The sequence below is a fragment of the Nonlabens xylanidelens genome, from assembly GCF_002934445.1.
Taxonomy (GTDB): domain Bacteria; phylum Bacteroidota; class Bacteroidia; order Flavobacteriales; family Flavobacteriaceae; genus Nonlabens; species Nonlabens xylanidelens.
In genome coordinates this window covers 1-25,590 of sequence record NZ_PTJE01000006.1, presented here as the reverse complement: position 1 = coordinate 25,590, position 25,590 = coordinate 1, and the positions used below count along the sequence as shown (strand labels likewise).

Here is a 25,590-nt window from a genome sequence, read left to right as displayed (position 1 = left end):
CAAAAAAAAGCCTTTCAGAAAACTGAAAGGCTTTTAATAATGAGGTTGCTTTACAATTAAGCCATAGCATTCACTTGCTTTGTAAGCTTAGATTTAAGGTTACCTGCTTTATTAGCATGTATAACATTATTCTTAGCTAGCTTATCAAGCATAGAAGTTACTTCTGTAAGAAGCTTTTGAGCAGCTGTCTTATCTTCTGTTTCTTTTAACGCTTTGATTGCATTACGCGTAGTTTTGTGCTGATACTTATTTCTAAGTCTCGCTACTTCATTTCTACGAATTCTTTTTAAAGCACTTTTGTGATTTGCCATATCTTGTAAAACTTGATCCTTTTATAGATCGATTTAATTTGTAGCCCGTAGGGGAATCGAACCCCTCTTACATGGATGAAAACCATGCGTCCTAGCCGATAGACGAACGGGCCATTGCGTTTGCTCGTTTAAGCGGTTGCAAAGATAGTCCCTTTTTTTAATTGCGCAATAGAAAAATGAAAAAAATTCAATTTTTTTTTGATTTTAATTAATACGCCTTTGCAAAAAGCACTCTTTTATTAGACTTCTTCCCAGTAAACATGCACTCTCCAGGCTCTTCTACAGCATCTAGAGGTATACATCTAATTGTTGCCTTAGTAAGATCTTTTATTTTATCCTCGGTCTCCATAGTTCCATCCCAGTGTGCAGAAATAAAGCCACCTTTAGTTTCTAGAACCTCTTTAAACTCATCAAAACTATTTACTTCAGTAATATGAGTATCTCTATAATTCAATGCCTTATCATGAAGCGCTAGCTGTATTTCGGCTAATAAATCTTTAACCTTAGTTGCGATTCCGTCTATAGAAGTAGTTTCTTTAGAAAGTGTGTCTCTACGCGCTAGCTCTACTGTACCATTTTCTAGATCTCTAGAACCTATAGCAATTCTTAAAGGAACACCTTGTAATTCATGCTGCGCAAATTTTGCTCCAGGCCTTAAAGTATCTCTAGAATCAAATTTAACGGTTACACCTAAAGATCTTAACTCTTTAACAATACCGTTCACTACTTCTGAAATAGCCTCTAATTGTTCTTCATTTTTAAAAATAGGAACAATCACTACCTGATTAGGTGCCAAGTTAGGAGGCAGTACTAATCCTTGATCATCACTATGCGTCATGATAAGCGCGCCCATTAATCTAGTAGAAACACCCCATGATGTTGCCCACACATGTTCTTGCTTCCCTTCTTTAGAAGTGAACTTTACGTCAAAGGCTTTTGCAAAATTTTGACCTAAGAAATGACTCGTCCCAGCTTGTAGCGCTTTTCCATCCTGCATTAAAGCCTCAATACAATACGTCTCATCTGCTCCAGCAAAACGTTCACTTTCTGTTTTTAACCCTTTAATAACTGGAATAGCCATAAAGTTCTCTGCAAAATCAGCATAGATATCATTCATTTGTTCTGCCTCGGCAATAGCCTCTTTTTTAGTGGCATGGGCTGTATGTCCTTCTTGCCATAAAAATTCTGCAGTACGGAGAAACAATCTGGTCCTCATCTCCCATCTCATAACATTTGCCCATTGATTAATAAGCAATGGTAAATCTCTATACGACTGGATCCAACCTTTGTAGGTATTCCAAATAATAGCCTCACTAGTAGGTCTTACTACCAGCTCTTCTTCTAGCTTTGCATTAGGATCTACTCTTAACTTACCTGGATTATCTGGATCATTTTGCAGTCTATAATGTGTTACAACAGCACATTCTTTTGCAAATCCTTCAGCATTTTTTTCTTCTGCTTCAAAAAGACTTTTCGGAACTAGTAATGGGAAATAAGCATTTTGATGGCCAGTTTCTTTAAACATGCGATCTAATTCTGCTTGCATTTTCTCCCAAATAGCATAACCATACGGCTTAATAACCATACAACCTCTTACGGCGCTATTTTCTGCAAGATCTGCTTGAACTACTAATTCGTTATACCATTTAGAGTAGTCTTCGCTACGAGTCGTAAGGTTTTTGCCCATAATATTTGTTTTGGCACAAAACTTGTGCTATTATTAGAAGTTTGTTAATTGCTTTTTATGCTTGACAAAACTACTTATTTTTATCAAATGCTATCAAATAAATACGTCATGAAAAAACTTAACTTAAGAAATACTGCTTTTTACAACATAGCAGCAATGATTTTACTAGCTGCTGTAATCACTTCTTGCGGTTCTTACCAAAGTGTTTCATACAATGATGGAATTTATGGTGATAACGATTACAATACTACTACAGAAAATCCTGAACCAGTAGGATATGAAGATAATTCCTCTTCTTATTATCAATCTTTATTTCAAGAAGGTGCAGATAGCCATGGAAATAATTTTTCTGAAGAAGCTGTTTTTACAGATGTAGAAAACTACTCATCAAGCAGTTATAACGAATCTGACCCTGACTACACAGCTAGTTATGGTGGTGGTGAGCCTGGATGGGGCACTAACCCTTCAGAGGTAACTGTTAATTATTACAGCAGTGGCTGGAATAACGGATTCGGTTGGGGAAATGGTTTCTACGGAAACGGTTTTGGATACAATAACTGGGGCTGGAATGGTGGTTTCTATGGTTTCAATAGATTTGGTTGGAACAATTATGGCTATGGAGGTTTTTACGGTAACAGATTCGGATATGGATGGAACAACTATGGATACAATGGTTTTTACGGTAATTATTATGGCGGTTACTATGGAGGATACTTTGGTAATGGATATAATAGATATTACAGAAACAACAGACGTAATAATGTAAGCGGATATGCTTATCAAAACTCTAATCGAGGATCTAGAGGACAATTACTAAACTCTAGAGGTCGTTCTACTTACAATGGAAGAAGCGCCACTTATAGCAGAAACAATACTACAAGCGGTCGCTCTACTGCTACCACTAGAAGCGCTACTAACAGCAGAAATCGTTCAACCAGAGCTAGTAATTCTAGATCAACTACTACAAGAAGAAGTACCACAACGCGTAGATCTTCTTCTACAGTAAGAAGAAGCTCTAGTCCTACGAGAAGCAATACGGGAACAATGAGAACTACAAGATCTACAAGAAGTAATACGGGAACGATGAGATCTTCTGGATCTTCTAGCCGTTCATCTAGTAGAGCAAGATCATCTAGCTCTAGCTCAAGATCTTCAAGCGGTTCTAGATCAAGTGGTAGATCTTCTGGTAGAAGAGGTTAATTTTCAAAACATTTTAAGAATGAAAAATATTTTTATTTTAAGCGCGCTACTTGCTAGCGCGTTTTTTAGTAACGCACAGACTGTAAGCGATGGATTGCTTTATACAGGTCAGGATTTAAAAGGAACAGCTCGCTATAGAGGTTTAAGTGGTGCTTTTGGAGCATTAGGTGGCGACCTTAGTGCCATAGGATCTAACCCTGCAAGTTCTGTAGTTTTTGCAAATAATTATGCCGGTGTTTCTTTAAATTTTACTGGTAGTGATAACACATCAAATTATTTTGGCACAACAGCATTTTCTGATGAATCTGACATAGATATAAATCAAGCAGGTGGCGTGTTAGTTTTTCAAACACCTGAAAACAGAACGGTGACTAAATTTGCGATGAGTCTCAATTACGACACGACTAGAAACTTTGACAACTCTCTAAGAGTAATAGGAACAAGCCCTACCTCTATATCACAATATTTTTTAAATAATGCATCTGGCATAGCCGTAGACAATTTTACCGTTAGAACTGCCGAAGGTGAAACAACAAGCGATCTATATCGCTTTTTAGGACAAGATTTAGGATTCGGAGCACAACAAGGCTTTTTAGGTTATGAATCTTTTTTAATCAATTCTACCACAGACAGCCCTAATGGAAATACTGATTTAACTAACACTGTTTACACCAGCGCTACTGGAACAGGCAGTTTTAATCAAGATTACCTGGTTGAAACAACTGGTTACAACAGCAAATTCAGTTTTAACGGCGCACTTGAATTAAATAAAAAATGGAATCTAGGTATCAACCTCAACTCTCACATTATAAGTTCAGAGAGATTTACAAGTATAGAAGAAAGAAATTCTAATACTGACGCTACGATAACCGACGTGAGATTTGACAACCGCTTATCTATCGAAGGTAATGGATTTTCTTTTCAACTAGGACTGATAGGTAAAGTCACCGACAACATAAGAATAGGTGCTACTTATGAATCACCTACCTGGTACACCATAGAAGAAACACAAATTCAAGAAATCACAACCATAAGCAATGATGGCGCAATAGCGACTGTGTCACCTAATGTCTTAAACGTATTTGCTCCATATGAATTAAGATCACCAGGAAGCGTTACTGGTAGCATCGCTTATATATTTGGTAAAAAAGGACTATTAAGCCTGGATTACACTTCTAGAGATTATAGCCAGCTTAAATTTAGCCCAGATGATAGCGATCTATTCGTAAACAACAACGCTTTTATTGACAGCAACCTTTCTAGAGCATCGAGTGTAAGAATAGGTGGTGAATACCGTATAAATAACTGGACATTAAGAGGTGGATACCGTATAGAAGAATCTCCTTATGATAATAAAGCTATCATGGACGATCTTACAGGTTACAGTCTAGGCTTAGGTTACTCATGGGGTAAAACTATTCTAGATATTTCTTATGACCATTCTGAAAGAGATTACAGTCAGCAATTATTTGACAGTGGTCTAGACACACCAGCTGGCGTTCTTAATGAGCTTGATAATATTGTGGTAACTTTAGGTTTTAATTTATAAATAGCTTCTCGCTTCTCCTATAGCGACACACAAAAACACACAGAGCATCTACTATAAAGTAGATGCTTTTTTTATGGACCTAAAATCTCTAAACAAAGATACTAACGCGTAAAATCGACCTGAAATAGAACAATGTATCAAAGCATCTTTTTACAACACACCGTATAGGTAATAACCTATTAGACTACAAAGAAGATATAAAAGACACGATAAAAAGACACGATAAAAAGAACTATTAAAACCCATCAATAGGGTAAATTAATTATTGTGAAGATGGTAGTAATTCCGCTTTCGCGAAAGCGGAACTGATATCTAACTAAAAATAACTTATCTGGAACACGACCTTTATAAACGCAAAAAGCACATCTTAATCGATGTGCTTTTTATATTTATGAGTAGTGATTTATTACCTTTTCATTGCAAAGTGACCAGAAGCCTCTCTTTGCTCTCCATCAAATGCATATTCAATTTTAAACCAATAATCTGTACTAGGTAAAGGCTGGCCATTATAATTTCCATCCCATCCTGGACCTGCTACATCCAGTTGTTTAATTAGCTTTCCATATCTATCAAAAATATAAAGAACCGTACCTGGTAAGCGATCTCCACCTACTATGTTCCAAGTGTCATGAATACCGTCTGCGTTAGGTGTGAAATAATCTGGATAACCGAATACGAATATATCCACCACTATCTCGCCACAACCACTTCTCTCTGCTATGGTTACCGTATGCGGTCCAGGCTCTACATTATTAAATGTACCATTGTTAACATAAGGACCATCATCTAGCCTAAACCAGTATTGATCTGGACCTTCAGCAGTTACTATTACTTGATGGTCTTTATCAAAAGGATCTGTAGTAATATCGATATCATATACATCTGGAACGCTAGAGATGCGCACATTAGTCGTCTCATTATTAGAACAACCTGTAACAACATCAGTTGCTATAACTTCATAATCACCACCGTCAGACACATCTATAGACGCCGTACTTGCAGCTATTGCCGTACCATCTAGTGACCACTCAAAGGAATAATCTGTATTATTTAAACCTGTATCCAAGGTTACAGGACCATTTACTAGATTACCAACTTCATCCAGACAAAGCACATACTGATCTAATAAAGAAGGAGCAGGAAGTTCATTAAATATAAGATCTAGAGTTGTGAAACTAAAACAGTCTGTATTATCGTCATCTACTCTTACTATTAAAGTAGTGTCTGAAGAGTAATCAAAGTTTCCAGTGATTCCGTTTACTTGACTATCTGCATCTGCTTGATTTAAGTAATAAACTACTGTAGAACCTACTTGTCCTGTTGTTACCTCAGCACTTGCCAGACTAACATCTACCGTAGCCGTTCCATTACCGTTATCACAAGATTCTAATGCGTTAGGTACAATAGCTATAGGCGCATCTACCGCCTCTATGGTAAAATCTCCCATAGCAAAACAGCCCGTCGCCGTAAATTCTATTCTATAATAAATAGTTTGTGGGCTACTAGTATTATCATAGCTAGCATCATTCAATGCATTCACACCAGACAACGCGTCGGCTTGAGCATCGTGAAATGTAACAAGTGTACCTACTTGTCCATTTGTTATTTGAGTAGTTGTCTCACTCAGGATAAATGTTGCAGCGCCATCGCCATCTTCATCACACTCTTCTATTAAAAAAGTAGGAATAGTGACTGGCACATCGCCTACTATTAAATCAAATGTAGTTGTGTCTGAACAGCCTGTTACATTATTCTCTACCGATACCGTTATCGTTTCTGGACTAGAAACATTTACATAAGGCGAAGTAATTGCGCCAGATGCATTACTGTAAGTAATTGTATAATCTGCAGGATTTAATCCATTTAAAATAGTCGCGTCGTTTTGTGTTAAATCAAAAGACTCTACTCCATCACCGCTAGGATCATCACATAAAGTAAGGTCTGGAGCACTGGTTATAGTAGGTGATTCATTGATAATTAAATCAAATGATGTAGAAGCAGTACATAGTACATTTTCCAAACTCTCAACACGTACATATATTGTTTGTGGATTTGAGATATTAGTATAAGATGTAGTAGATAATGGATTTGCTCCACTATCAGCATCTGCTTGTGATTCATGATAAGAAACTATAAACATTAAAGGGTCTTGTGCTTGCAATACTTGTGCTGTATAAGCATCAAATTGAAAACCACCTAAACCATCGTTACTTGAGTCATCACACACCTCAACATCTGGTAAAGGATTTGCGATAGCTAATGCATTTACTACTAACTGAAATGACCCTGTACTGTCATCACAAAGTGAATTAACACTATTAACTATTCTAACGTATATCGTTTGAGGACTAGACGTATTTTGATAATTTGCTTCATCAATTATGGCATTAGTTCCCGATTGAGCGTCTGCTAGAGTTTCATAAAACTCAACATTAAATAAAGCAGGATCTTGTCCATTTAGGATACCTACCTCTTGACTATTAAGGTCAAATATATCTACACCATCGTTGGTAACATCATCACAAACTACCATGTCATCCACTACATTGTAAACTGGCTGAGCAACAAGAGCTATTTCAAAACTCATGTCTGCATTAAAACAATTTGATGTAAGATCACTTTCTACCCTCACAAAAATAGTCTGAGGAGAAGATGTATTACCATAAGCATCAGGATTCATAATAGGATTTACTCCAGTTAAAGCATCTGCTGGAGAGGTGTGATAAGTTATTACATAGTTTAAAGGGGCAGCCGGAGTTCCTTGAGCCTGACCTGCTATAATAACAGGTTCATTAACCGTTAAATCAAAAAGCTCTACACCATCATTAGCAAAATCGCATAATTCTAGATCTTGTAAAACAACTGTTTGTGGTGCTGGAGCAACAATTATATCAAATGTTCCTGTAGCATTACAAGTAGCATCTGTACTGTTTTCTATTCTCACATATATAGTTTCTACAGGAGAAATTACATTTGTGTAAGCATCAGGATTAACGATAGCATTTACGTTATTATCAGCATCTGCTTGTGATGTGTGAAAAGTAACAATATTATCTGCAGGATCTTGTCCGTTTAAAATCCCAGCAGACTGAGAAGTAAGATCAAAAACTTCAAAACCATCGTTTGTAGAGTCATCACAAAGAACCAGATCATCCACAGGTGTAAAAACAACATTCCCTATTCTTATCTCAAAAGAATCTAGATTATTACAGCCACTCGCTCCTTCTGTAATTCTAGTATAGATAGTTTGAGGGTTTGATATATTGGTATAAGCAGTAGGGTTAGTGATAGAATTGGTATTATTTTCTGCATCAGTAGGGGTTTCAAAATAACTAACTACATGGTTCGTACCACTAAGACCATTTAAAATAGGAGCATCATTAACCGTTAAATCTACCACCGCGGTAGAACCAGTAGGATCACAAATAACAATATCGTTAGGTGCACCTGACAGTATAGGAGCAACAACATCTATACATACTTGCTCTGTATAAGAACAACCGTGATTATCTGTAAACACATAATCATAACAGTTTAAACCCTGCATTGAAGGTGTCACTGTAACGATACTACCTGTATTCATTGCAATATCCGGATTTGCTTGCCATGCTGCAGTAGTCTCAAGAGGTGTAAAAGAAAGCTCTGAAGGAATAATCGCTGGGTCGAAATTAAGACCCCAAAAGAATATATACCCATCATCAGCACCTAAATTATCAGTTATAGTTAAACACCATTGTCCATTTAACGGAGAACCAATTAACCCAGAAAAAGCAGTTTCAGGCAAATATTCTCCAGCCGGTATCGGTTGTGCATTTCCTACCGCAGGAATTGCCTGTTGTAAGGTTTGTGTCGCAGTTGCTCTTTCCGTAAAGATATAGTCAAATCCCACCCCAGGAGTTCCAGAAGTATCATCAACTGCTTGACCAAAATAAATTCCACCTCCTCCATTAGGATTAGGTAATAATATAACAGACGTACCATTAGGTGCCGTTAAAATAATTTCTAAATCATTAACCCAACTATGCTCTAGGTTCACAAAAATATCCGCAAGATCGCTGGCGCTAGCAATTAATGCTCCAGGAGCAAATAAATCTACATCAATACATGTTACATAACTCACACCGCTACCATCAGGTAAAAATGTTAAACCTGTTACTGGTGGAGAAACTGGTATAGCAAACTCCTCAGCAGAAACAACTCCTCTAAGAGTGGTCGACTCTCCAAAACACAGTACGGTATCGTCTGCCATGGTACCTGTAAAATCAGGGTCGGTAGAGACCTGAACTATTAAATCTATCTCATCTCTATCCGTACAGCCACTACTATCAGTAACAATAAATCTTGTTTGATATATTCCAGGTGCAGTATACGTTTCTGTTTGAATCTGTCCCATATTTAACCCATTACCATTTGCTAGGTCCCATTCATATGTTGCACCAGTACCATCGACACTAAAAGTTGCAGACCCATCAAAGGTAACCGTATCACCTTGACATATTCTTAGTATACCATCTGCATCCATTGCTGGAGTAGTAGTTATAGCTGTGGTAATAGTCTGACATGGATCAAAACAAGTTCTTCTTGCTCTCCACCCAGAACTCACTCCAGAACCATCAGAAACAAATCTTACTGTAAGACATCCCGTAGGGTTGGCCGCACTAGCTTGAAACAAACCTGCTGCTGCAGTAGTGTCAGTAATAGTACCTAATACTGCAGCTGCTGTAGAATCTCCATCATAGATAGTTACCACATCACCTGCTAATAAACCGACCTGTAAAAAATCCAACTGCATTCTATCTGTATCGATAGCAGGACAGAAAACAGAAATATTATCTTCATTAATCTCGTAATTTTGATTACCCTGACTATCATTAAACACCGTTAAACCACAACCTACAAAACGAAATCCATTACCGCCATTAGTACCTTGAGGCATATTTATATTAGTCTGTGCTACAGAAAAATAAGAGCTAATTAGGATTAAAAAAAATAAGATTCTTTTCATCATTTACAGTTTTGAATATGAGTGGGCTTTTTTCTAAACAACAAATATGAGAAATATTGTTAACTATTACTTAACGTAACATAGTTAATCTTAGTCTAAATCTAACAAAACAATGCACTTATGCCTTTCAATGTGTAAATTTGCATTTAAAATAAATTGCCGCTATTAATTGCAGTACCTATATGAAAATTGACGACCTATTAGATAATATTGAAGATCACGATCACCTTTCTTCAAACGAGCAAACCCCTTTACGTCCAGATGCATTTGAATTAAGCGATGCTGATAAAATAGAATCTATCAAAAAAGATGTCTATAGTATACTAGAAACTCTAGGTATGGACATGACAGACGACAGCATTAAAGGAACACCTAATCGTGTTGCAAAAATGTTTGTGAATGAAATTTTTGGAGGTTTACGCCCAGATAAAAAACCTAACGCTAGTACTTTTGAAAACAAGTACAAGTATAATGAGATGCTGGTAGAAAAAGACATAGTGGTTTATTCTACATGTGAGCATCATTTATTACCTATAGTAGGTCGTGCTCACGTTGCCTATATTTCTAACGGTAGCGTAGTAGGACTTTCTAAGATGAATCGCATCGTAGATTATTATGCAAAACGTCCACAAGTTCAAGAACGTTTAAATATACAGATCGTGCGAGAATTACAAAAAGTAATGAATACAGAAGATGTAGCGTGTATTATAGATGCAAAACACCTTTGTGTTAACAGTCGTGGTATTAGAGATATCGAGAGCAGTACCGTTACAGGAGAATTCGGTGGTAAATTTAAAGATCCAGAAGTAAAAAGGGAATTCCTAGATTACATTAAAATGGAGACCAAGTTTTAAATTACCCATTTACTTAGAATAAATTTAAAATCTAAACTAGCAATTAAGCTCTATTAGATATTTACGGTTATTTTTGAGAATAATTAGTATTGAGATTCCGCTTTCGCGAAAGCGAGATCAACACCATCAACATCACATAAAAACAAGTCATGGCGCTTTATCAAGACAATGAATTAAGGATTTACAATTCCATAAAAGGCGAAAAAGAGGTTTTCAAATCGATTACTGAAGGTCGCATAGGAATGTACGTTTGTGGACCTACCGTTTACAGCAATGTGCATTTAGGGAATTGCCGTACGTTTATCAGTTTTGACATGGTATTTAGATACCTTAAACACTTAGGGTATAAAACACGTTATGTACGTAACATTACAGACGCCGGCCACTTAACAGATGACGCAGATGAAGGTGAAGATAAAATTTCTAAAAAAGCAAGGTTAGAAAAAATAGAGCCTATGGAAGTAGTACAGCAATACACGCTGGACTTTCATACGGTAATGAAGCAATTTAATGCCTACCCACCTAGTATAGAACCTACTGCTACAGGTCACATAGTAGAGCAAATAGAGATAATTAAAACGATCATGAAAAATGGATATGCCTATGAAAAAAATGGCTCTATCTATTTTAACGTTGTTAAGTTTAATGAAGACCATGAGTATGGTAAATTAAGTGGTCGCAATCTAGAAGATATGATGGCCAACTCTCGTGAACTGGCTGCTCAAAGCGATAAAGAAAACCCAGCAGATTTTGCTTTATGGAAAAAAGCAAGTCCAGAGCATATTATGAGATGGCCTAGTCCATGGGGTGATGGTTTTCCTGGCTGGCACCTAGAATGTACAGTAATGAGTTCTAAATACCTAGGAGAAACATTTGACATACACGGTGGTGGAATGGATCTTAAATTCCCACATCACGAGTGTGAAATCGCACAAGGTGAGGCCGCACATGGCCACAGCCCTGTAAATTACTGGATGCACGCAAACATGCTGACTTTAAACGGTCAGAAAATGTCTAAATCTACCGGAAATAGCATTTTACCGGTAGAGCTTTTTACTGGAGAAAACGACTTTATGCAAAAAGCATTTGCACCTAGTGTCGTGCGCTTTTTCATGATGCAAGCTCATTATAGATCTATTTTAGATTTTAGTAATGACGCAATTCTTGCTGCTGAAAAAGGTTTTAACAGACTTACAGAAGCAATGAAGGTTATGGATAAATTACCTGTATCTAAAACCTCTTCTATAGATCTATCTTCATGGAAAGCAAAATGCTATGCTGCCATGAATGATGATTTTAACACACCCATTCTTATTGCAGAGCTTTTTGATGCAGTAAAGATGATTCATTCTATCAATGATGGAAATGCAACCATCACAGCAAGTGATCTAGCCGACCTTCAAGAAACGATGAACGCATTTTTCTTTGATGTCTTAGGTTTACAGGATGCCAAAGAAGAAGGAAGCGCATCACTTAATAAAGGAATGGATGGTGCGATGAAATTAATAATCGACCTGAGAGCAACGGCAAGAGCTAATAAAGACTGGAGCACCAGTGATAAAATAAGAGACGAACTAGCTGCGGCTGGAATTTCTTTAAAAGATGGCGCTGACGGGACCAGTTATAGTGTTGATTAAGGGTTAACGATTAGAGATTTTTGATTTAAAACAAATCAAAAATCTCCAAAACTAAAAAGTAATTTCAGAAATTAAGACATCTATCTAGGTTTATGAAAAAAATACTAGCATATCCGTTTTTGTTGATCATCAGATTTTATCAGTCGGTGATATCACCTTTTACACCTGCTAGTTGTCGCTACTCTCCTACTTGTTCTCAATATTCTAAAGAAGCATTGATCAAACACGGTGCTTTTAAAGGTGGCTGGCTTGCTCTAAAGCGTATTTTTAGTTGTCATCCTTTTGGTGGTAGTGGTTATGATCCTGTGCCTTAGAAAATTTGATTGAGCGTCAGTCGAAACCTTTTTTTTTAGATCGTACAGTCTATTTTCGTAAATAAGCGTTCTCGACTGCGCTCGAACTGACATCAGTTTTTATTTTCAATTTAGATTTAGATTTAAGTTTGAACTTGAACCTTCTTACCTTAGCATTAAAAATTAAAAGTCTTGACTTCTACTCAAATACTTATTACCATAGCTTGTTACTTTGCAGTACTTGTTGCTATCTCATTTATTGTTGGTCGTAAAAGTGATAATGCCACTTTCTTTAGAGGTAATCGATCATCGCCTTGGTTTATTGTCGCTTTTGGGATGATAGGTGCATCGCTTAGTGGTGTGACCTTTATCTCAGTTCCTGGTGCGGTAGAAGAAGGTGCCATGAATTACTTTCAAGTAGTACTGGGTTATGTAGTCGGTTATTTAGTCATAGGTACTGTGCTATTACCACTTTATTATAAAATGAACCTCACTTCTATTTACAGTTACCTCAACGATAGATATGGAAGTGCTGCTCAATTTACCGGTTCTAGCTTCTTCATACTTTCTCGTGTGGTAGGTGCTAGTTTTAGATTATATCTGGTTGCTGGTGTGTTGCAAGAATTTGTGTTTGAAAGTATGGGTGTGGAGTTTTGGCAAACGGTTACCCTTACCGTCATTCTTATCTGGTTGTACACTTTTAAATCTGGAATCAAAACCATAGTCTGGACAGACACACTACAGACTTTGTTTATGTTAATAGCCGTAGGTGTCGGTATTTACTACATTTCAGACAGTCTTAACCTCAATGGTATCGGTGAGATTACTGGCTTTATAGCAGATAGTGATTTATCGCAAATCTTCTTTTTTGACGACTGGAAAAGTGGTCAGCATTTTGTTAAACAGTTTTTATCAGGTGCTTTTATTGCTATTGTAATGACAGGACTGGATCAAGATATGATGCAAAAAAACTTGACCTGTCGCAGCCTTAAAGATGCTCAAAAAAACATGTTTTGGTTTACTATTGTGTTGACTTTTGTGAACTTGTTATTCTTAGGATTAGGTGTTTTGCTTACCGCTTTTGCAAAAGCGGAATTAACAGGTGGCTACAAAGACAGTTTATTTGCTTGTATATCCGTACAAAGCGGCATGGGAATAGGTATAGGACTCGTTTTTATTCTAGGGCTGGTTGCCGCAGCATACTCTAGTGCAGACAGCGCACTTACTTCACTCACCACATCGTTCTCTGTAGATATATTACGATTAGAAAAAAACTATGATAAGAAAAAACAAAGCTGGATGCGCAAACTCGTTCACGTTGCTTTTTCCATTCTACTCATACTTGTCATCGTGAGTTTTGAATATATCATTAAAGATGCAAGTGTGATTACAAAACTTTTTGTTTTTGCTGGATATACCTATGGTCCTTTATTGGGATTATTTGGATTTGGGATACTGACAAAGCTTCAAGTCAACCATAGACTTATTCCGTTTATTGCTATTGCATCGCCATTCATAGCCTATGCATTAAGCACCGCCGCTGATTATTACTTTGGGTTTGAATTTGGTTTCTTTATACTATTGCTCAATGGTTTCATCACCTTTTTAGGTTTATTAATCGCATCGGCATTTAGTAATCAAAAAGTTAGTATTGATGTGTCCCCAGCATAACTAGTGTACACGCCACTTCATGTTCAATATTGTGATCTGTCAGCTTTTGATAGAATTCAGGATTTTCTGTTCCTGGATTAAAAATAACACGCTCTGGTTTAAGGCTTATGATATAATCATAGTATTGTGGTTGCCTTTGCGCATTTAAATATAGGGTCACCGTATTTATCCCTTGAAAAGGTATAAGTTCCTTATGAATTTTTACGTCATCTACTAGCCCTTCACGCAATCCTATAGCGACAGTTTCTATATTAAACTTGCGCAATCGGTAAATAGCTATGTTAGAATAGCGTTCTTCTTTAAGTGACGCACCTAGTACTAGAGTTTTTTTAGACATTTTTATGATTTAATATGTAACAATATACAAAATAGATCGTCTTTTATTATGAAGGACGTGATAAACCCTTCTGATTTATTTGGTTAATTGAATTTTATTGAAAAAGAAGAATTCAAAGGTTAATGTCTTTTACGTTTAAGACTTAAATTTAAAAGACACACATAATCGTATAATTCATAATTAATGGTTAGTGTTATTATACGATTTAGAAATCCCGAGCTTGCAGGCTCGGGATTTTGTATTTATATCATTTCTATTCATAGGTGCGGACTTAAGTCCGCACCTATGAATGAAACATGGTTTAAAGCTCGATATTTTCAATAATAAAACCTTCCACATGATGATGCTTTTGATTTTTAACATAATCTGCGACCTGAGATACCTGACTTGAGCTAACAGAAAACGCACCATAGCCGCGCTGCCATTCAAAGCCGTTTAAAAACGAGTAATTCTCATTAAGGAATCTAGAGCTTTTACCTTTAATGAATCTCATCAAATCAGATAATGAAACTTTTGAGTCCATTTTTAATAATATATGGACATGGTCTGGCATACCATTAATCATTAAAGGAGTACAATCATTATCTTCTATAACAGACCAGATAAATGGGTATAACTTTTTCTCTATTGTATCAGAAATTAACACACCTCGATTCTTTGTACAAAATACAATGTGAATATAAACTTGAAGATTATTTTTGGACATCTTTAAAAATAATCAATTTGCTCAACATCTATAGGTGCGGACTTAAGTCCGCACCTATAGATGTTGTTACCATTTAATAATAGCACTACCCCAAGTAAACCCACTACCGAAAGCAGCAAGAACCACCGTATCACCCTCTTTTACCTTACCTTCTTCCCATGCCTCACAAAGAGCGATAGGAATAGATGCAGCTGTAGTGTTACCGTATTTCTGGATATTGTTATAGACTTTATCGTCTGTTAATTGGAATTTCTTCTGTATGAATTGAGATATACGCAAGTTAGCCTGGTGTGGCACAAGCATATCTATATCACCTACTTCTAGATTATTTTTTTGAAGGCCTTCCATAATCACCTCACTAAAACGTCTCACTGCATTTTTAAATACAAACTGACCATTCATATAAGGATAATAAGGAATATCTTCTTGCGGATTCTCCTCAATTAATTGAGGGACCCAGTGCATAGTAGATGGTCCTTTAAGAGATAATTCTAGTGCATGTTTTCCCTCACTATGTAAGTGGGTAGAAAGGATACCCTGACCTTCATTTTCTGATCTGGTAAGAACTGCTGCTCCTGCTCCATCTCCAAATATTACCGTCACACCACGGCCACGTGTAGAAAAATCTAAACCACCACTGTGATTCTCAGATCCTATTACGAGTACATTTTTATACATTCCTGTTTTAATAAACTGGTCTGCAACAGACAGTCCATAAATAAAACCACTACACTGGTTTCTTACATCCAGAGCTGGACAGGTATGAATACCCATCATTTCTTGTACTTGCACACCACAACCAGGAAAATAATAATCTGGAGATAGGGTTGCAAACACGATCATGTCAATGTCGTCCTTAGATATTTTTGCTCTTTCTAGAGCTATTTCTGCAGCTTTAACACCCATGGTAGCTGTAGAATTTCCATCGCCTTTCTTAATGTGACGACGTTCTTGGATTCCAGTACGTTCCTGTATCCAGGCATCGTTAGTATCCATTACTTTAGAAAGATCATCGTTAGTAACCACATTTTCAGGGACAAATTTCCCCATTCCGGCTATGCGAGAAGTATACATAAATTTGTTTTAAATCTTTCGCAAGATACGTGACAGTCTCATTATCTTGCTAGTTTGAACCTGTTTTTTATATGCATGCATAACAAGTTGTTTTCAGATACTTTTCCCGAGATTCCAGATGCATCGGTGCGTTATGATGGTTCTTTTTACGCTTTCGCGAAAGCGGAACTTTTAAAAAACACTTTATTAACTGAAACACCGTGGCGACAAAATAAAATACAGCTATTCGGTAAAACACATGACGAGCCAAGATTAACCCAATTATATGGAGATGCAGATATCGCCTATGGATACAGCGGTATAGAATTCAAAGCATTACCATGGACAGACACATTGAAACAGATTAAAGCAGATGTGGAGCAAGCAGCCGGCACCACCTTTAATGTATGTCTCATAAATCAATACCGTAATGGTCAGGATTCTAACGGCTGGCATGCAGATAATGAAAAAGAACTAGGCACTAACCCTACTATCGCCTCTGTAAGTCTAGGACAAGAACGATTTTTTCACCTAAAACATAATGTGAACAAAGACTGGCGTTTTAAATTCCCTCTAGCAAATGGTAGCCTGCTTATAATGGAAAAACAAACGCAGCATACTTATAAACATCAGATTGCTAAAACTAAAAGAAAGGTAGGTCTACGCATCAATCTTACATTTAGAAACGTGGTAAAATAATTATTAGAGTCTCATCATAAAACATCGCGAGAATTATGGCAATTTCTGTAATCTGTTAAATCGATAATAAAACAGCTTTTAGTTAAATACAATCTGTAATTATTAGAAATTTTAACGACTTTAATTTTATGGCAAGAACTAGAGCAAAAGACATTTTAGCAAATTTAAACGATCGTCAGATAGACCGCATTATAGAAATGGGCTGGGAAGATCGCACACCATTTGATGCGATCGAGGCACAATTCGGCGTGACAGAAAAAGAAGTGATCATGATCATGCGCAGTGAGATGAAGGAAAGCAGTTTTAGAATGTGGCGCCAGCGTGTGCAAGGTCGTGCGACTAAACACCGTGCCCAGCGAGATCCAGAAATGAGTCGTTTTAAATGTAGTATGCAGCGTAGTACTGGTAATAAGATTGCAAAACGATAATTAGATTTTTTTAATAGAATATATGTAATGGCATACCTATTGCCTAGATTTGGACGTTATTAATAGAGAACAGCCAAATCATGAAAAAGTCATTATTCCTTTTACTTCTTTTACCTCTTGTGACTATAGCGCAAGATGCTTTTTCTAAAAAAAATGCACAAAAACCTACCGAAGATCTTACTGAGGTAAATATTAATAAAAATATTCAAGGAACATTACTCACACCAGATACTTATGAAAAAGTACCGCTGGTCATCATCATAGGCGATCAAGGTGCTGTAGATCGCAATGGTAATGAACGTAGAACAAAGAGCAACGCTTATTTACAACTTGCAGATTCTTTACTTACTCGAGGTATTGCTACTTATAGATATGACAAGCGTATCTTAACCCAAATAAAAAATCGCAAACCTAGTGATAAGACATTATTCAGTGATTTTATAATAGACGCAAAAGAGTCTGTTTATTTTTTCAAAAACGACCGTAGATTTTCTAAAATATATCTAGCCGGACACGGTCAGGGATCTCTTGTAGCCATGCTTGCTGTAGATAAAAATGTTGATGGAATTATATCCATTAACGGTGCAGGACAATCTATTGATAACGTTATTGTACAACAAATAGCACAACAACAGCCTGGTCTAGATAAGGTAGCTGCAGAGACCTTTGAAAGAGTAAAGAAATCTGAAAAACCGGTAGTAGACATAGAACGCGATCTTTATGTTATTATAGGTCCACAGGTGCAGCCCTTCATGAAATCATGGATGCAATATGATCCTGCAACAGAGTTAAAAAACATCTCTGCTCCTGTTCTTATTGTTAACGGCAGTAAGAATAGGCAGGTAGATGCTACCGAAGCGCAACTTTTAAAAGACGCCGCACCTACTGCTACATTTGAGATTATAGAAAACATGAACCATGTTCTTAAGACCGTGGGAAATGATGAGATAGAAGCTTCTAAAAGCTACATAAACCCCAACTTCCCATTAAATCAAAGACTGTTAGAACTAATTACAGCATTTGTAAAATAGTTTTTAATATAAAATAATTCCATATATCGCTTTCGCGAAAGCGAAACTACCCTAAACAACTTCTTATAAAGTCGTATTTTGCAGCTATTCAAAATATGATTTTATGGCTTTTTCATTTATAGAACCTACTATCGAGGTATTACCACCTATGATTACCGATGACAAAATTGTTTTTGGTTTATTAATGATGTGTCTAGCCTTAGTCTTTTATTCTTCTTCATTAGAAAAAGGATTCTGGTCTAAGTTTTATAAAATAGTGCCAGCTTTATTGATGTGTTATTTATTGCCTTCTATTTTAAGTTCATTAGGAGTCATTTCTGGCGAGCCTTGGGAAATTGTTAAAGACGGTAAAATAGTAGAAGAAAGTTCTAGTTTATACTTCATGGCCTCTCGCTATTTATTGCCAGCAGCGTTAGTGTTAATGACACTGTCTATAGATTTAAAAGCTGTATTTAATCTGGGTCCTAAGGCATTAATCATGTTTTTAACTGGAACAATAGGAATCGTTATCGGTGGACCTCTCGCTATTTTAATAGTTGGCTCTTTTTCTCCGGAGACTGTAGGTGGAGAAGGTTTTGACGCTGCATGGCGTGGCCTTTCTACGCTTGCCGGTAGCTGGATAGGTGGTGGCGCAAATCAAACTGCTATGTTAGAGGTGTATCAATTTAACCAATCTAAATATGGAGGTATGGTTCTAGTAGATATAGTGGTGGCTAACTTATGGATGGGAATATTGTTATTCGGTATTGCAAAAGCTGCCAAAATAGATAAATGGTTCGGTGCAAATAGTAAGTCTATTGAAGATCTAAAAAATAGAGTTTCAAAATATACAGAAAGTGTAAAGCGCGAGGCTACTTTTACAGATAAGATGGTCATGTTAGGGATAGGCTTTGGTGCTGTAGCAGTAGCACATTTTGGAGCAAACTACTTATCTGAATTAATGAAGAGCATGGATGGTATTGCAAAAAACATCTTTTTGAGTTTCTTAACTAGTCAGTTTTTCTGGATGATCTCTATCTCTACTTTAATAGGTATAGGACTGTCATTTACGCCTGCCAAAAGTTATGAAGGTACAGGTGCTAGTAAAATAGGTAGTATTTTTATTTATGTCCTAGTAGCTACAATAGGTATGAAAATGGACCTGACTCAAATAGTAGAAAATCCATTACTTATTCTAGTAGGAATTATATGGATGGCTATTCATGCAGGACTTCTTATTTTAATGGCAAAACTTACCAAATCTCCTTACTTCTTTCTAGCCGTAGGCTCGCAAGCAAATGTGGGTGGCGCTGCCAGCGCTCCTATAGTTGCGGCAGAGTTTCATCCATCATTAACAAGTGTTGGTGTTTTGCTTGCCGTTTTTGGTTATGTAGTGGGTACGATAGGCGCTATAGGTTGTACCATTTTAATGCAAATGGTCGCTACTTCATAGTAGGATTATTATCATAATTAAAACTTATAATGCATATTTGCAGCCATTAAAAACTTACCATGAAAAAAGTATTCTTCCTTCTTATCGCTATTACTCTTATAGCATCTTGTAGTGATTCTAACTCTAGCAACTTTTCTATTTCTGGAACTGTAGATGGAATTAAGGTCGGAAAAATATTCTTACAACGTTTACAAGATTCAACTCTGGTAAATGTAGACTCTGTAGTTTTTGATGGAGAATCTGATTTTTACCTTAAAACATCATTAAGTCAACCAGAAATCATGTACCTACATCTAGATGTAAAGGATGGAACTGAGTTTAATGACCGTCTTTTGTTCTTTGCAGAGGACACAACAATGACCATGAATTCTACCTGGGATAATTTTGTAAACGACGCTGCTTTTAGCGGTTCTAAAAATCAAGATATTTATGCTACTTATTTAAAAAATAGTAAAAAACTAAATGTGGTTTATACCGATCTAGTAAAAAGAAGTATGTCTCTTACTGATGAGACTAGAACTCTAGCAGTGACAGATTCTATCAATACTGCCTATGACAGGTACTTAAGAAAAAAGGTGTTACACGCTATTAATTATGCACAATTACATAATGATAAAGTGGTGGCCCCATATTTACTAGTAAGTGAGGCTAGTGAGGCAAATCCTATTTTACTAGATAGCGTGTATAGAAGTATGCCAAAAAAAATTCAGACAACTGTTTATGGAAAACAACTGTCTGAATTAATAAATAACGCTAAGGATAATTTATAGAGCGTTAACTCTATCGATAAGTCCTTTTCCTTGAGTTTCTAAGTCAGAACGTACTGCAGTAAGATGAGCCTTACGGTTTTCTACTTTGCGGTCGTTTACTCTAGCGATTAAACCGTCAAATACTTCGATAGAATCATCAACGATCTTTTCAGACTCTGCAGTTTTCTCTGGGCTTAATGCCTGAGTGATAAGTGCTGCTTCTATGATATCTCCTAATACGTAATTGATGTCTTGCTTAAGATTTTTTATACTTGCCATAATAATTTAATTTGTTGCAAAAATAGTGAATAAAAGAGTTACACGATAGCATAGAATCGTAATAGTAACTATCTGCTTTTTCACTTTTAAATTCTTGATAATTAGTCCGCTTTCGCGAAAGCGGAACAGAAATACATCTATATATTTTACAGTCCTTTATAGACTACAAAGTTGCGCTCTGTCTCATAAAGCTTAATTTCTAGATCAAATTTAGGATCTAATTTTGCTTTAATTTTATTATAAACTACAAATGCTATGTTTTCTGCAGTTGGGTTTAAGGAAGCAAACTCTGGCACTTGCTCGTTAAGGTTTTTATGATCTAAGGCGTCTTCTACCTCTTCTTTAATAATGTCTTTAAGAACTTTGAGATCTATTAAATAACCTGTCTCTGGGTCTACCTCTCCTGTCACTCCTACCTCAATATTATAATTGTGGCCGTGGTAATGTTTATTGCTACATAGTCCAAAAACCTGAGCGTTTTTTTCATCACTCCAGTCCTTGCGATATAAACGATGTGCTGCGTTAAAATGAGCTTTTCGGTAGGCAGTTAATATCATGAAATGTGGGAATAATATTTTTCAAAAATGATTTTAAACCACTCGGTATAAATCTCTGGTTGCTGTGCCATATCTTCTTTTATGGCCTGTGCTGTCATCCACTTATATGCGGCTGCTTCTTCTGGATTAATTTGAGGGGCGTCGTTATAATGGCCTATCATCACATGATCTAATTCATGCTCTGTTAGTCCATTATCAAAAGGTGCTATATAGATGAAATGAAACAGCTCTTCTAGATCGGTCACAAAACCCATTTCTTCCATGAGCCTTCTTTTACCAGCTTCTATATTAGATTCTCCCTCACGTTGATGGCTACAACAGGTGTTAGTCCATAAACCAGGTGAGTGATATTTATCTAGTGCTCGCTGTTGCAGCATGATTTCATTCTTATCATTTACTACAAAGACAGAAAAAGCTCTATGCAATAGTGCTTTTTCATGAGCTTCGATTTTTTCCATTAGACCGATTTGCTCGTCGTTCTCGTTTACTAAGATTACTTGTTCTATGATTTCTAATAATTTATATAACAAAAATACAAAAGGAAACCCTTTTGATTCCTTAAACATTTACTAAGTAGTTAAGGCTAGTTATTCATTACAAAATGAATTAATGTTCTATTTATTATGATATCTATTACTGGACACACCAGTATCTAGATATCATTACTTTTCTAAGGTTGAACCTCTTAATTCTATGGTGAAATCTACTGTAGCTGTAGATGTAGGTATCGCCTCTTCCTTACTTTCTAAACGAGCAACCAACATACGTACAGATTGCTGCCCTATAGCCTCAGCATGTTGTGTAATAGTAGAAAGATGTGGATAGGACAAGTGTGAAATATCATCTGACGCAAACCCTATTACAGATAGTTCTTCTGGAACTTTTTTCCCTATACGTTGTGCTATATTAACAGACATCACACCAGATACATTATCTATACAAAATAGACCATCCATATCTTTGTGTTCCCTTATGATGTTCTCTAACTGGTCATTAAGAATTGCTTTGTCATCTTCTATATCTATGACTATAGGTTCTCCTTTATAAGACTCGTGTTTTTCTAAAGCTTTTTTATATCCTAAGATTCTAAGTTTTCCAACACTTAAATCTCCTAATGTATTTACTAAAATGATTTTTTTACGACCTTCTTTGATTAATATCTCGGTACCTCTAAAAGCTGCATTAAAGTCATCTATGATTACCTTATCACAGTCTACATCATTTGCTACACGATCAAACATCACGATGGGAACATCTTGATTAATGGTGTCTTTGAGGTGTTTTACCTCTCCATTAGTTTGTGTTTCTTGTGCTACAGACATGATAAATCCATCTACACTACCGTTTGCTAAAAGATTAAGGCTGTTGTTCTCTTTCTTAAAAGATTCATTTGAAAGGCAAGTAATTATATTATAACCTAAAACATTAGATTCCTGCTCTATACCGTAAAGTATTCGTGCAAAAAACACATTCAAGATGTCAGGAATAATAACACCTATAGTCTTGGTTTTTCTATTCTTAAGGCTAAGTGCTAGTGTATTAGGCCTGTAATTAAGCTCTTTTGCTATTTCTTTTACACGAGCAATCGTGTCTTTACTTATTTCTGGACTATCCTTTAAAGCTTTAGAAACAGTCGAAACTGAAACTCCTAAGGTGGCAGCCAGATCTTTAAGGGTTATCATATTTTATTTATTTAGAAATGAATCAAATATATAGAATTCACAAACATACGTTTGAAATTCTAACTATAGCAATAAAGATAATAATTACTATTTCTTTTTCAAGAAACTTGTTATAAGCTTGTTGATCTCTTAAACATAAACCAACAAGCTTATTAAACACAAGTTATTATAGATGATTTTCTAAACTTAATATAGACTTCTTTTTAAGTTTAAAGTTTAACTCTAAGATGATGTTTGTTTTATCTTTTAGTTACTATGAATTCAGAACGTCTATTTAATTGATGCTGTTCTTCAGTACACTCTACACCGTTTGCACATTCATTTACTAACTGAAACTCTCCATAACCTCTAGCTGTGAGTCTGTCTGCAGATATTCCTTTCATTATCAAATAAGCTCTAGTAGATTTTGCTCTTCTATCACTTAATTTGATATTATATCCATCTGGCGCTCTACTATCTGTATGAGAACGTATATTTATACTAACTGTAGGATATGCTTTCATGTATCGCAATACTTTTTGCAATTCTAATTCAGCATCTGGACGTATATTATGTTTATCAAAATCAAAGTAGATCATGTTGATATCTAGTATATCATTAAGGTCATCTCCTTCTTTCACATCTTTTAACCTGTCATCTATAGATTTGCTTATTTGTAATGGTAAATCTATAGTTGCCACTGTATTCGGCGTAGTTGTGTTAGCCTCAGCAGGAGAATAACCTTCTTTTAAAGCTCTAATAGAATAATCACTAGAACAGTTTACACTAAATTTATAAGCCGCGTCTTTACCTACTACAACAGACTCTATTACTTTATTATCTGCATCTAGTAAATTAACTTGTGTGTCTGGCATTAACAATCCTGTTTTTTCATTGGTAACAACACCTTGAATGATGTCTTTACATACCAGAGGATTATTTTGTACAAATCTATAAATATCATCCAGTCCTTTACCTTCTGGTCTGTTAGAGCTAAAATATCCCATCTGAGTACTGTCATTAATGATAAATGAAAAATCATCATGTTGACCATTAACCGGCTTACCTATATTTGTAACTGTTACTTTCTCTTTATTGTAAGTTTTATTTAATGGCGTTACAAAAATATCTAGACCTCCCAGCCCCATGTGTCCAGTTGAAGAAAAATATAAATCCCCATTATCAGAAATAAATGGGAACAATTCATTTCCAGCAGTATTAATAGAAGCAACATTTACAGGCTCTGAAAGTTCATCATCTTCATTTAAATCTACATACCATATATCAGAAAGTACTCTACCCTGTAAACCCACTTTACTTCCCGGTCTATCACTAGCAAAATAAAGTCTAGACTCATCAATGTTTAAAGCAGGATGCGCTGTAGAAAACTCATCACTATTAATTTTTAATTCTATGATATCACCCCAACCATCAGACGTTTTTTGAGCTCTAAATATCTTAAGCTTATTTACATCGTCTGAACTCTTTTTAAAGTTTTTATTAAAATAATTATTACTAGAATAATAAACGGTCTGTCCATCTTTTGTAAAAACAGCATTACTTTCATGGAATTTAGTGTTCAACTTCTCATTTCCTCCATTACCAAATTTAGTTACATTACTTAACTCTCCAGTGAGGCTATCCATATCTGCCTCATAAAGATCTAAGAATTGTCTATCATTCCATTTATGTCTTCTACTAACTAATGAAGAGCTGTCTTTTGCACTTGCAAACACTACTTTATTTGTTCCTCGATAATAAGCCGTTCCAAAATCTTGCCTTTTTGTATTAATAGGCTCATTTACAATAGAAAATCTGTAAGATTGTAACTCTATCAATTCTAAATAATTAACATCATTAGCATATTCTTTTATATAATTATCATCGCCATTTATCCTTCTATACTTGGCAAGTAAATCATTTGCTTTAGTGTAATCACCTACTGCTTTTAATGATTGTATGTACCTGAAATAGTATTCTTTTGATATCGTATCTTGATTGTATTCAAAAAGTTTAGAATACCATTTATGAGCATTCTTATAATCGTTATTAAAATAGTAAGTATCTCCTAATTTCTGGAAGAGCTCTACACTTTCATAACCATTGTTTACAATCTCAAGATACATTTTTTGAGCTTCTATAAATGCTAAAGATTTAAATTTTTCATTTCCTTTATCTAACTTACCCTTTTGAGCATGTCCAAAAGAGAAAGCAAAAAGAATGATTAGTATGGATAGTTTTTTTAACATAATGTATGCTGTGTTTATTTTTCTTAGAAGAAACGAGGTGTAATGATACGATCGTAGCTGTTAAATAATTCAAATCTCATGAAAAGCTCATAACTACCGTCATTAAAAACGGCATTTCCTAACTCTGTAGTCTCTCTATCATAGGCAAATCCTATCATCATTTGATCACTTAGTTGAAAACCTACTAGACCTGTTACCGCAG

The 25,590-nt window shown here is 35.8% G+C and carries 23 protein-coding genes and 1 tRNA gene; 11 read left to right on the top strand and 13 right to left on the bottom strand.

Annotated features, from left to right (window positions below; genetic code table 11):
- Positions 1 to 56: 56 nt before the first annotated feature.
- From rpsT to proS, 3 genes are all read right to left on the bottom strand, one after another.
- The gene (rpsT, locus tag LY01_RS11605; protein WP_104516026.1) at positions 57 to 311 is read right to left on the bottom strand and encodes a 30S ribosomal protein S20; all 255 of its coding nucleotides are present in this window, start codon (positions 309 to 311) and stop codon (positions 57 to 59) included.
- Between the two features lie 41 nt (positions 312 to 352).
- A tRNA-Glu gene (locus tag LY01_RS11600) sits at positions 353 to 424 on the bottom strand.
- A gap of 95 nt (positions 425 to 519) precedes the next feature.
- Entirely contained in the window at positions 520 to 1,998 is a 1,479-nt protein-coding gene (gene proS / locus LY01_RS11595; RefSeq protein ID WP_104516025.1) for a proline--tRNA ligase, read from the bottom strand.
- Between the two features lie 108 nt (positions 1,999 to 2,106).
- Between proS and LY01_RS11590 the strand changes: the two genes are divergently transcribed.
- Both LY01_RS11590 and LY01_RS11585 read left to right on the top strand, forming a co-directional pair.
- Positions 2,107 to 3,198, top strand: coding sequence for a hypothetical protein (locus LY01_RS11590; RefSeq protein ID WP_104516024.1), 1,092 nt, complete (start codon positions 2,107 to 2,109; stop codon positions 3,196 to 3,198).
- Positions 3,199 to 3,217: 19 nt separating this feature from the next.
- Positions 3,218 to 4,747, top strand: a complete 1,530-nt coding sequence (locus LY01_RS11585) for an OmpP1/FadL family transporter (protein WP_104516173.1) — start codon at positions 3,218 to 3,220, stop codon at positions 4,745 to 4,747.
- A 406-nt stretch (positions 4,748 to 5,153) separates the two neighbouring features.
- Here the strand turns inward: LY01_RS11585 and LY01_RS11580 are convergent, their stop codons facing one another.
- Positions 5,154 to 9,752, bottom strand: coding sequence for a T9SS type B sorting domain-containing protein (locus tag LY01_RS11580; RefSeq protein WP_245890709.1), 4,599 nt, complete (start codon positions 9,750 to 9,752; stop codon positions 5,154 to 5,156).
- Positions 9,753 to 9,934: 182 nt separating this feature from the next.
- Between LY01_RS11580 and folE the strand changes: the two genes are divergently transcribed.
- From folE to LY01_RS11560, 4 genes are all read left to right on the top strand, one after another.
- Positions 9,935 to 10,606, top strand: coding sequence for a GTP cyclohydrolase I FolE (folE, locus tag LY01_RS11575; protein ID WP_104516022.1), 672 nt, complete (start codon positions 9,935 to 9,937; stop codon positions 10,604 to 10,606).
- 149 nt (positions 10,607 to 10,755) lie between these two features.
- On the top strand, positions 10,756 to 12,243 hold the full coding sequence (gene cysS, locus LY01_RS11570) for a cysteine--tRNA ligase (protein WP_104516021.1): 1,488 nt from the start codon (positions 10,756 to 10,758) through the stop codon (positions 12,241 to 12,243).
- Positions 12,244 to 12,335: 92 nt separating this feature from the next.
- Entirely contained in the window at positions 12,336 to 12,557 is a 222-nt protein-coding gene (gene yidD / locus LY01_RS11565; RefSeq protein WP_104516020.1) for a membrane protein insertion efficiency factor YidD, read from the top strand.
- Between the two features lie 171 nt (positions 12,558 to 12,728).
- Positions 12,729 to 14,207 carry a sodium:solute symporter gene (locus LY01_RS11560; RefSeq protein WP_104516019.1) on the top strand — a complete coding sequence of 493 codons (1,479 nt, stop codon included), beginning with the start codon at positions 12,729 to 12,731 and terminating at the stop codon, positions 14,205 to 14,207.
- Here the strand turns inward: LY01_RS11560 and LY01_RS11555 are convergent.
- The 3 genes from LY01_RS11555 to LY01_RS11545 form a co-directional block, all read right to left on the bottom strand.
- A complete protein-coding gene (locus tag LY01_RS11555; RefSeq protein ID WP_104516018.1) occupies positions 14,182 to 14,544 on the bottom strand; it encodes a CoA-binding protein in 363 nt (120 codons plus the stop codon). The two genes, LY01_RS11560 and LY01_RS11555, sit on opposite strands and share 26 nt — an antisense overlap.
- Positions 14,545 to 14,845: 301 nt before the next feature.
- Complete coding sequence (tnpA, locus tag LY01_RS11550; protein ID WP_104516017.1) at positions 14,846 to 15,250, bottom strand: IS200/IS605 family transposase; 405 nt, start codon at positions 15,248 to 15,250, stop codon at positions 14,846 to 14,848.
- A 66-nt stretch (positions 15,251 to 15,316) separates the two neighbouring features.
- Entirely contained in the window at positions 15,317 to 16,324 is a 1,008-nt protein-coding gene (locus tag LY01_RS11545) for a 3-oxoacyl-ACP synthase III family protein (RefSeq protein WP_104516016.1), read from the bottom strand.
- Between the two features lie 75 nt (positions 16,325 to 16,399).
- Here LY01_RS11545 and LY01_RS11540 point away from each other — a divergent pair, with 75 nt between their 5' ends.
- The 5 genes from LY01_RS11540 (at position 16,400) to LY01_RS11520 (ending at position 20,663) form a co-directional block, all read left to right on the top strand.
- Complete coding sequence (locus tag LY01_RS11540; protein ID WP_104516015.1) at positions 16,400 to 17,002, top strand: alpha-ketoglutarate-dependent dioxygenase AlkB family protein; 603 nt, start codon at positions 16,400 to 16,402, stop codon at positions 17,000 to 17,002.
- Between the two features lie 128 nt (positions 17,003 to 17,130).
- Positions 17,131 to 17,430 (top strand): TIGR03643 family protein, encoded by a 300-nt coding sequence (locus LY01_RS11535; protein WP_104516014.1) that lies wholly within the window; start codon positions 17,131 to 17,133, stop codon positions 17,428 to 17,430.
- A gap of 80 nt (positions 17,431 to 17,510) precedes the next feature.
- Positions 17,511 to 18,461, top strand: a complete 951-nt coding sequence (locus tag LY01_RS11530) for an alpha/beta hydrolase (protein WP_104516013.1) — start codon at positions 17,511 to 17,513, stop codon at positions 18,459 to 18,461.
- Positions 18,462 to 18,564: 103 nt separating this feature from the next.
- Positions 18,565 to 19,893: a DUF819 family protein gene (locus tag LY01_RS11525; protein ID WP_104516012.1), complete on the top strand. Its 1,329-nt coding sequence runs from the start codon at positions 18,565 to 18,567 to the stop codon at positions 19,891 to 19,893.
- A 59-nt stretch (positions 19,894 to 19,952) separates the two neighbouring features.
- Complete coding sequence (locus LY01_RS11520) at positions 19,953 to 20,663, top strand: DUF4369 domain-containing protein (protein ID WP_104516011.1); 711 nt, start codon at positions 19,953 to 19,955, stop codon at positions 20,661 to 20,663.
- On the opposite strand, the gene LY01_RS11515 is transcribed toward LY01_RS11520, so the two are convergent.
- From LY01_RS11515 to LY01_RS11490, 6 genes are all read right to left on the bottom strand, one after another.
- On the bottom strand, positions 20,658 to 20,921 hold the full coding sequence (locus tag LY01_RS11515) for a hypothetical protein (RefSeq protein WP_104516010.1): 264 nt from the start codon (positions 20,919 to 20,921) through the stop codon (positions 20,658 to 20,660). The two genes, LY01_RS11520 and LY01_RS11515, sit on opposite strands and share 6 nt — an antisense overlap.
- Before the next feature lie 146 nt (positions 20,922 to 21,067).
- Positions 21,068 to 21,478: a 6-pyruvoyl trahydropterin synthase family protein gene (locus LY01_RS11510; RefSeq protein ID WP_104516009.1), complete on the bottom strand. Its 411-nt coding sequence runs from the start codon at positions 21,476 to 21,478 to the stop codon at positions 21,068 to 21,070.
- Positions 21,475 to 22,044, bottom strand: a complete 570-nt coding sequence (gene idi, locus LY01_RS11505) for an isopentenyl-diphosphate Delta-isomerase (RefSeq protein WP_104516008.1) — start codon at positions 22,042 to 22,044, stop codon at positions 21,475 to 21,477. The genes LY01_RS11510 and idi overlap by 4 nt, the downstream gene beginning before the upstream one ends.
- Before the next feature lie 96 nt (positions 22,045 to 22,140).
- Positions 22,141 to 23,160 carry a LacI family DNA-binding transcriptional regulator gene (locus tag LY01_RS11500; protein WP_104516007.1) on the bottom strand — a complete coding sequence of 340 codons (1,020 nt, stop codon included), beginning with the start codon at positions 23,158 to 23,160 and terminating at the stop codon, positions 22,141 to 22,143.
- A 239-nt stretch (positions 23,161 to 23,399) separates the two neighbouring features.
- Positions 23,400 to 25,388 carry an OmpA family protein gene (locus LY01_RS11495; protein ID WP_104516006.1) on the bottom strand — a complete coding sequence of 663 codons (1,989 nt, stop codon included), beginning with the start codon at positions 25,386 to 25,388 and terminating at the stop codon, positions 23,400 to 23,402.
- A 23-nt stretch (positions 25,389 to 25,411) separates the two neighbouring features.
- Positions 25,412 to 25,590 (bottom strand): type IX secretion system membrane protein PorP/SprF (locus tag LY01_RS11490; protein ID WP_146080424.1); only part of this gene is annotated, 179 nt, incomplete at its 5' end.

Bases quoted from the DNA above. Each gene is read 5' to 3' on its own strand.
- rpsT (WP_104516026.1), bottom strand. From the start codon at position 311: ATGGCAAATCACAAAAGTGCTTTAAAAAGAATTCGTAGAAATGAAGTA.
- proS (WP_104516025.1), bottom strand. From the start codon at position 1,998: ATGGGCAAAAACCTTACGACTCGTAGCGAAGACTACTCTAAATGGTAT.
- LY01_RS11590 (WP_104516024.1), top strand. From the start codon at position 2,107: ATGAAAAAACTTAACTTAAGAAATACTGCTTTTTACAACATAGCAGCA.
- LY01_RS11585 (WP_104516173.1), top strand. From the start codon at position 3,218: ATGAAAAATATTTTTATTTTAAGCGCGCTACTTGCTAGCGCGTTTTTT.
- LY01_RS11580 (WP_245890709.1), bottom strand. From the start codon at position 9,752: ATGAAAAGAATCTTATTTTTTTTAATCCTAATTAGCTCTTATTTTTCT.
- folE (WP_104516022.1), top strand. From the start codon at position 9,935: ATGAAAATTGACGACCTATTAGATAATATTGAAGATCACGATCACCTT.
- cysS (WP_104516021.1), top strand. From the start codon at position 10,756: ATGGCGCTTTATCAAGACAATGAATTAAGGATTTACAATTCCATAAAA.
- yidD (WP_104516020.1), top strand. From the start codon at position 12,336: ATGAAAAAAATACTAGCATATCCGTTTTTGTTGATCATCAGATTTTAT.
- LY01_RS11555 (WP_104516018.1), bottom strand. From the start codon at position 14,544: ATGTCTAAAAAAACTCTAGTACTAGGTGCGTCACTTAAAGAAGAACGC.
- tnpA (WP_104516017.1), bottom strand. From the start codon at position 15,250: ATGTCCAAAAATAATCTTCAAGTTTATATTCACATTGTATTTTGTACA.
- LY01_RS11545 (WP_104516016.1), bottom strand. From the start codon at position 16,324: ATGTATACTTCTCGCATAGCCGGAATGGGGAAATTTGTCCCTGAAAAT.
- LY01_RS11540 (WP_104516015.1), top strand. From the start codon at position 16,400: ATGCATAACAAGTTGTTTTCAGATACTTTTCCCGAGATTCCAGATGCA.
- LY01_RS11535 (WP_104516014.1), top strand. From the start codon at position 17,131: ATGGCAAGAACTAGAGCAAAAGACATTTTAGCAAATTTAAACGATCGT.
- LY01_RS11530 (WP_104516013.1), top strand. From the start codon at position 17,511: ATGAAAAAGTCATTATTCCTTTTACTTCTTTTACCTCTTGTGACTATA.
- LY01_RS11525 (WP_104516012.1), top strand. From the start codon at position 18,565: ATGGCTTTTTCATTTATAGAACCTACTATCGAGGTATTACCACCTATG.
- LY01_RS11520 (WP_104516011.1), top strand. From the start codon at position 19,953: ATGAAAAAAGTATTCTTCCTTCTTATCGCTATTACTCTTATAGCATCT.
- LY01_RS11515 (WP_104516010.1), bottom strand. From the start codon at position 20,921: ATGGCAAGTATAAAAAATCTTAAGCAAGACATCAATTACGTATTAGGA.
- LY01_RS11510 (WP_104516009.1), bottom strand. From the start codon at position 21,478: ATGATATTAACTGCCTACCGAAAAGCTCATTTTAACGCAGCACATCGT.
- idi (WP_104516008.1), bottom strand. From the start codon at position 22,044: ATGTTTAAGGAATCAAAAGGGTTTCCTTTTGTATTTTTGTTATATAAA.
- LY01_RS11500 (WP_104516007.1), bottom strand. From the start codon at position 23,160: ATGATAACCCTTAAAGATCTGGCTGCCACCTTAGGAGTTTCAGTTTCG.
- LY01_RS11495 (WP_104516006.1), bottom strand. From the start codon at position 25,388: ATGTTAAAAAAACTATCCATACTAATCATTCTTTTTGCTTTCTCTTTT.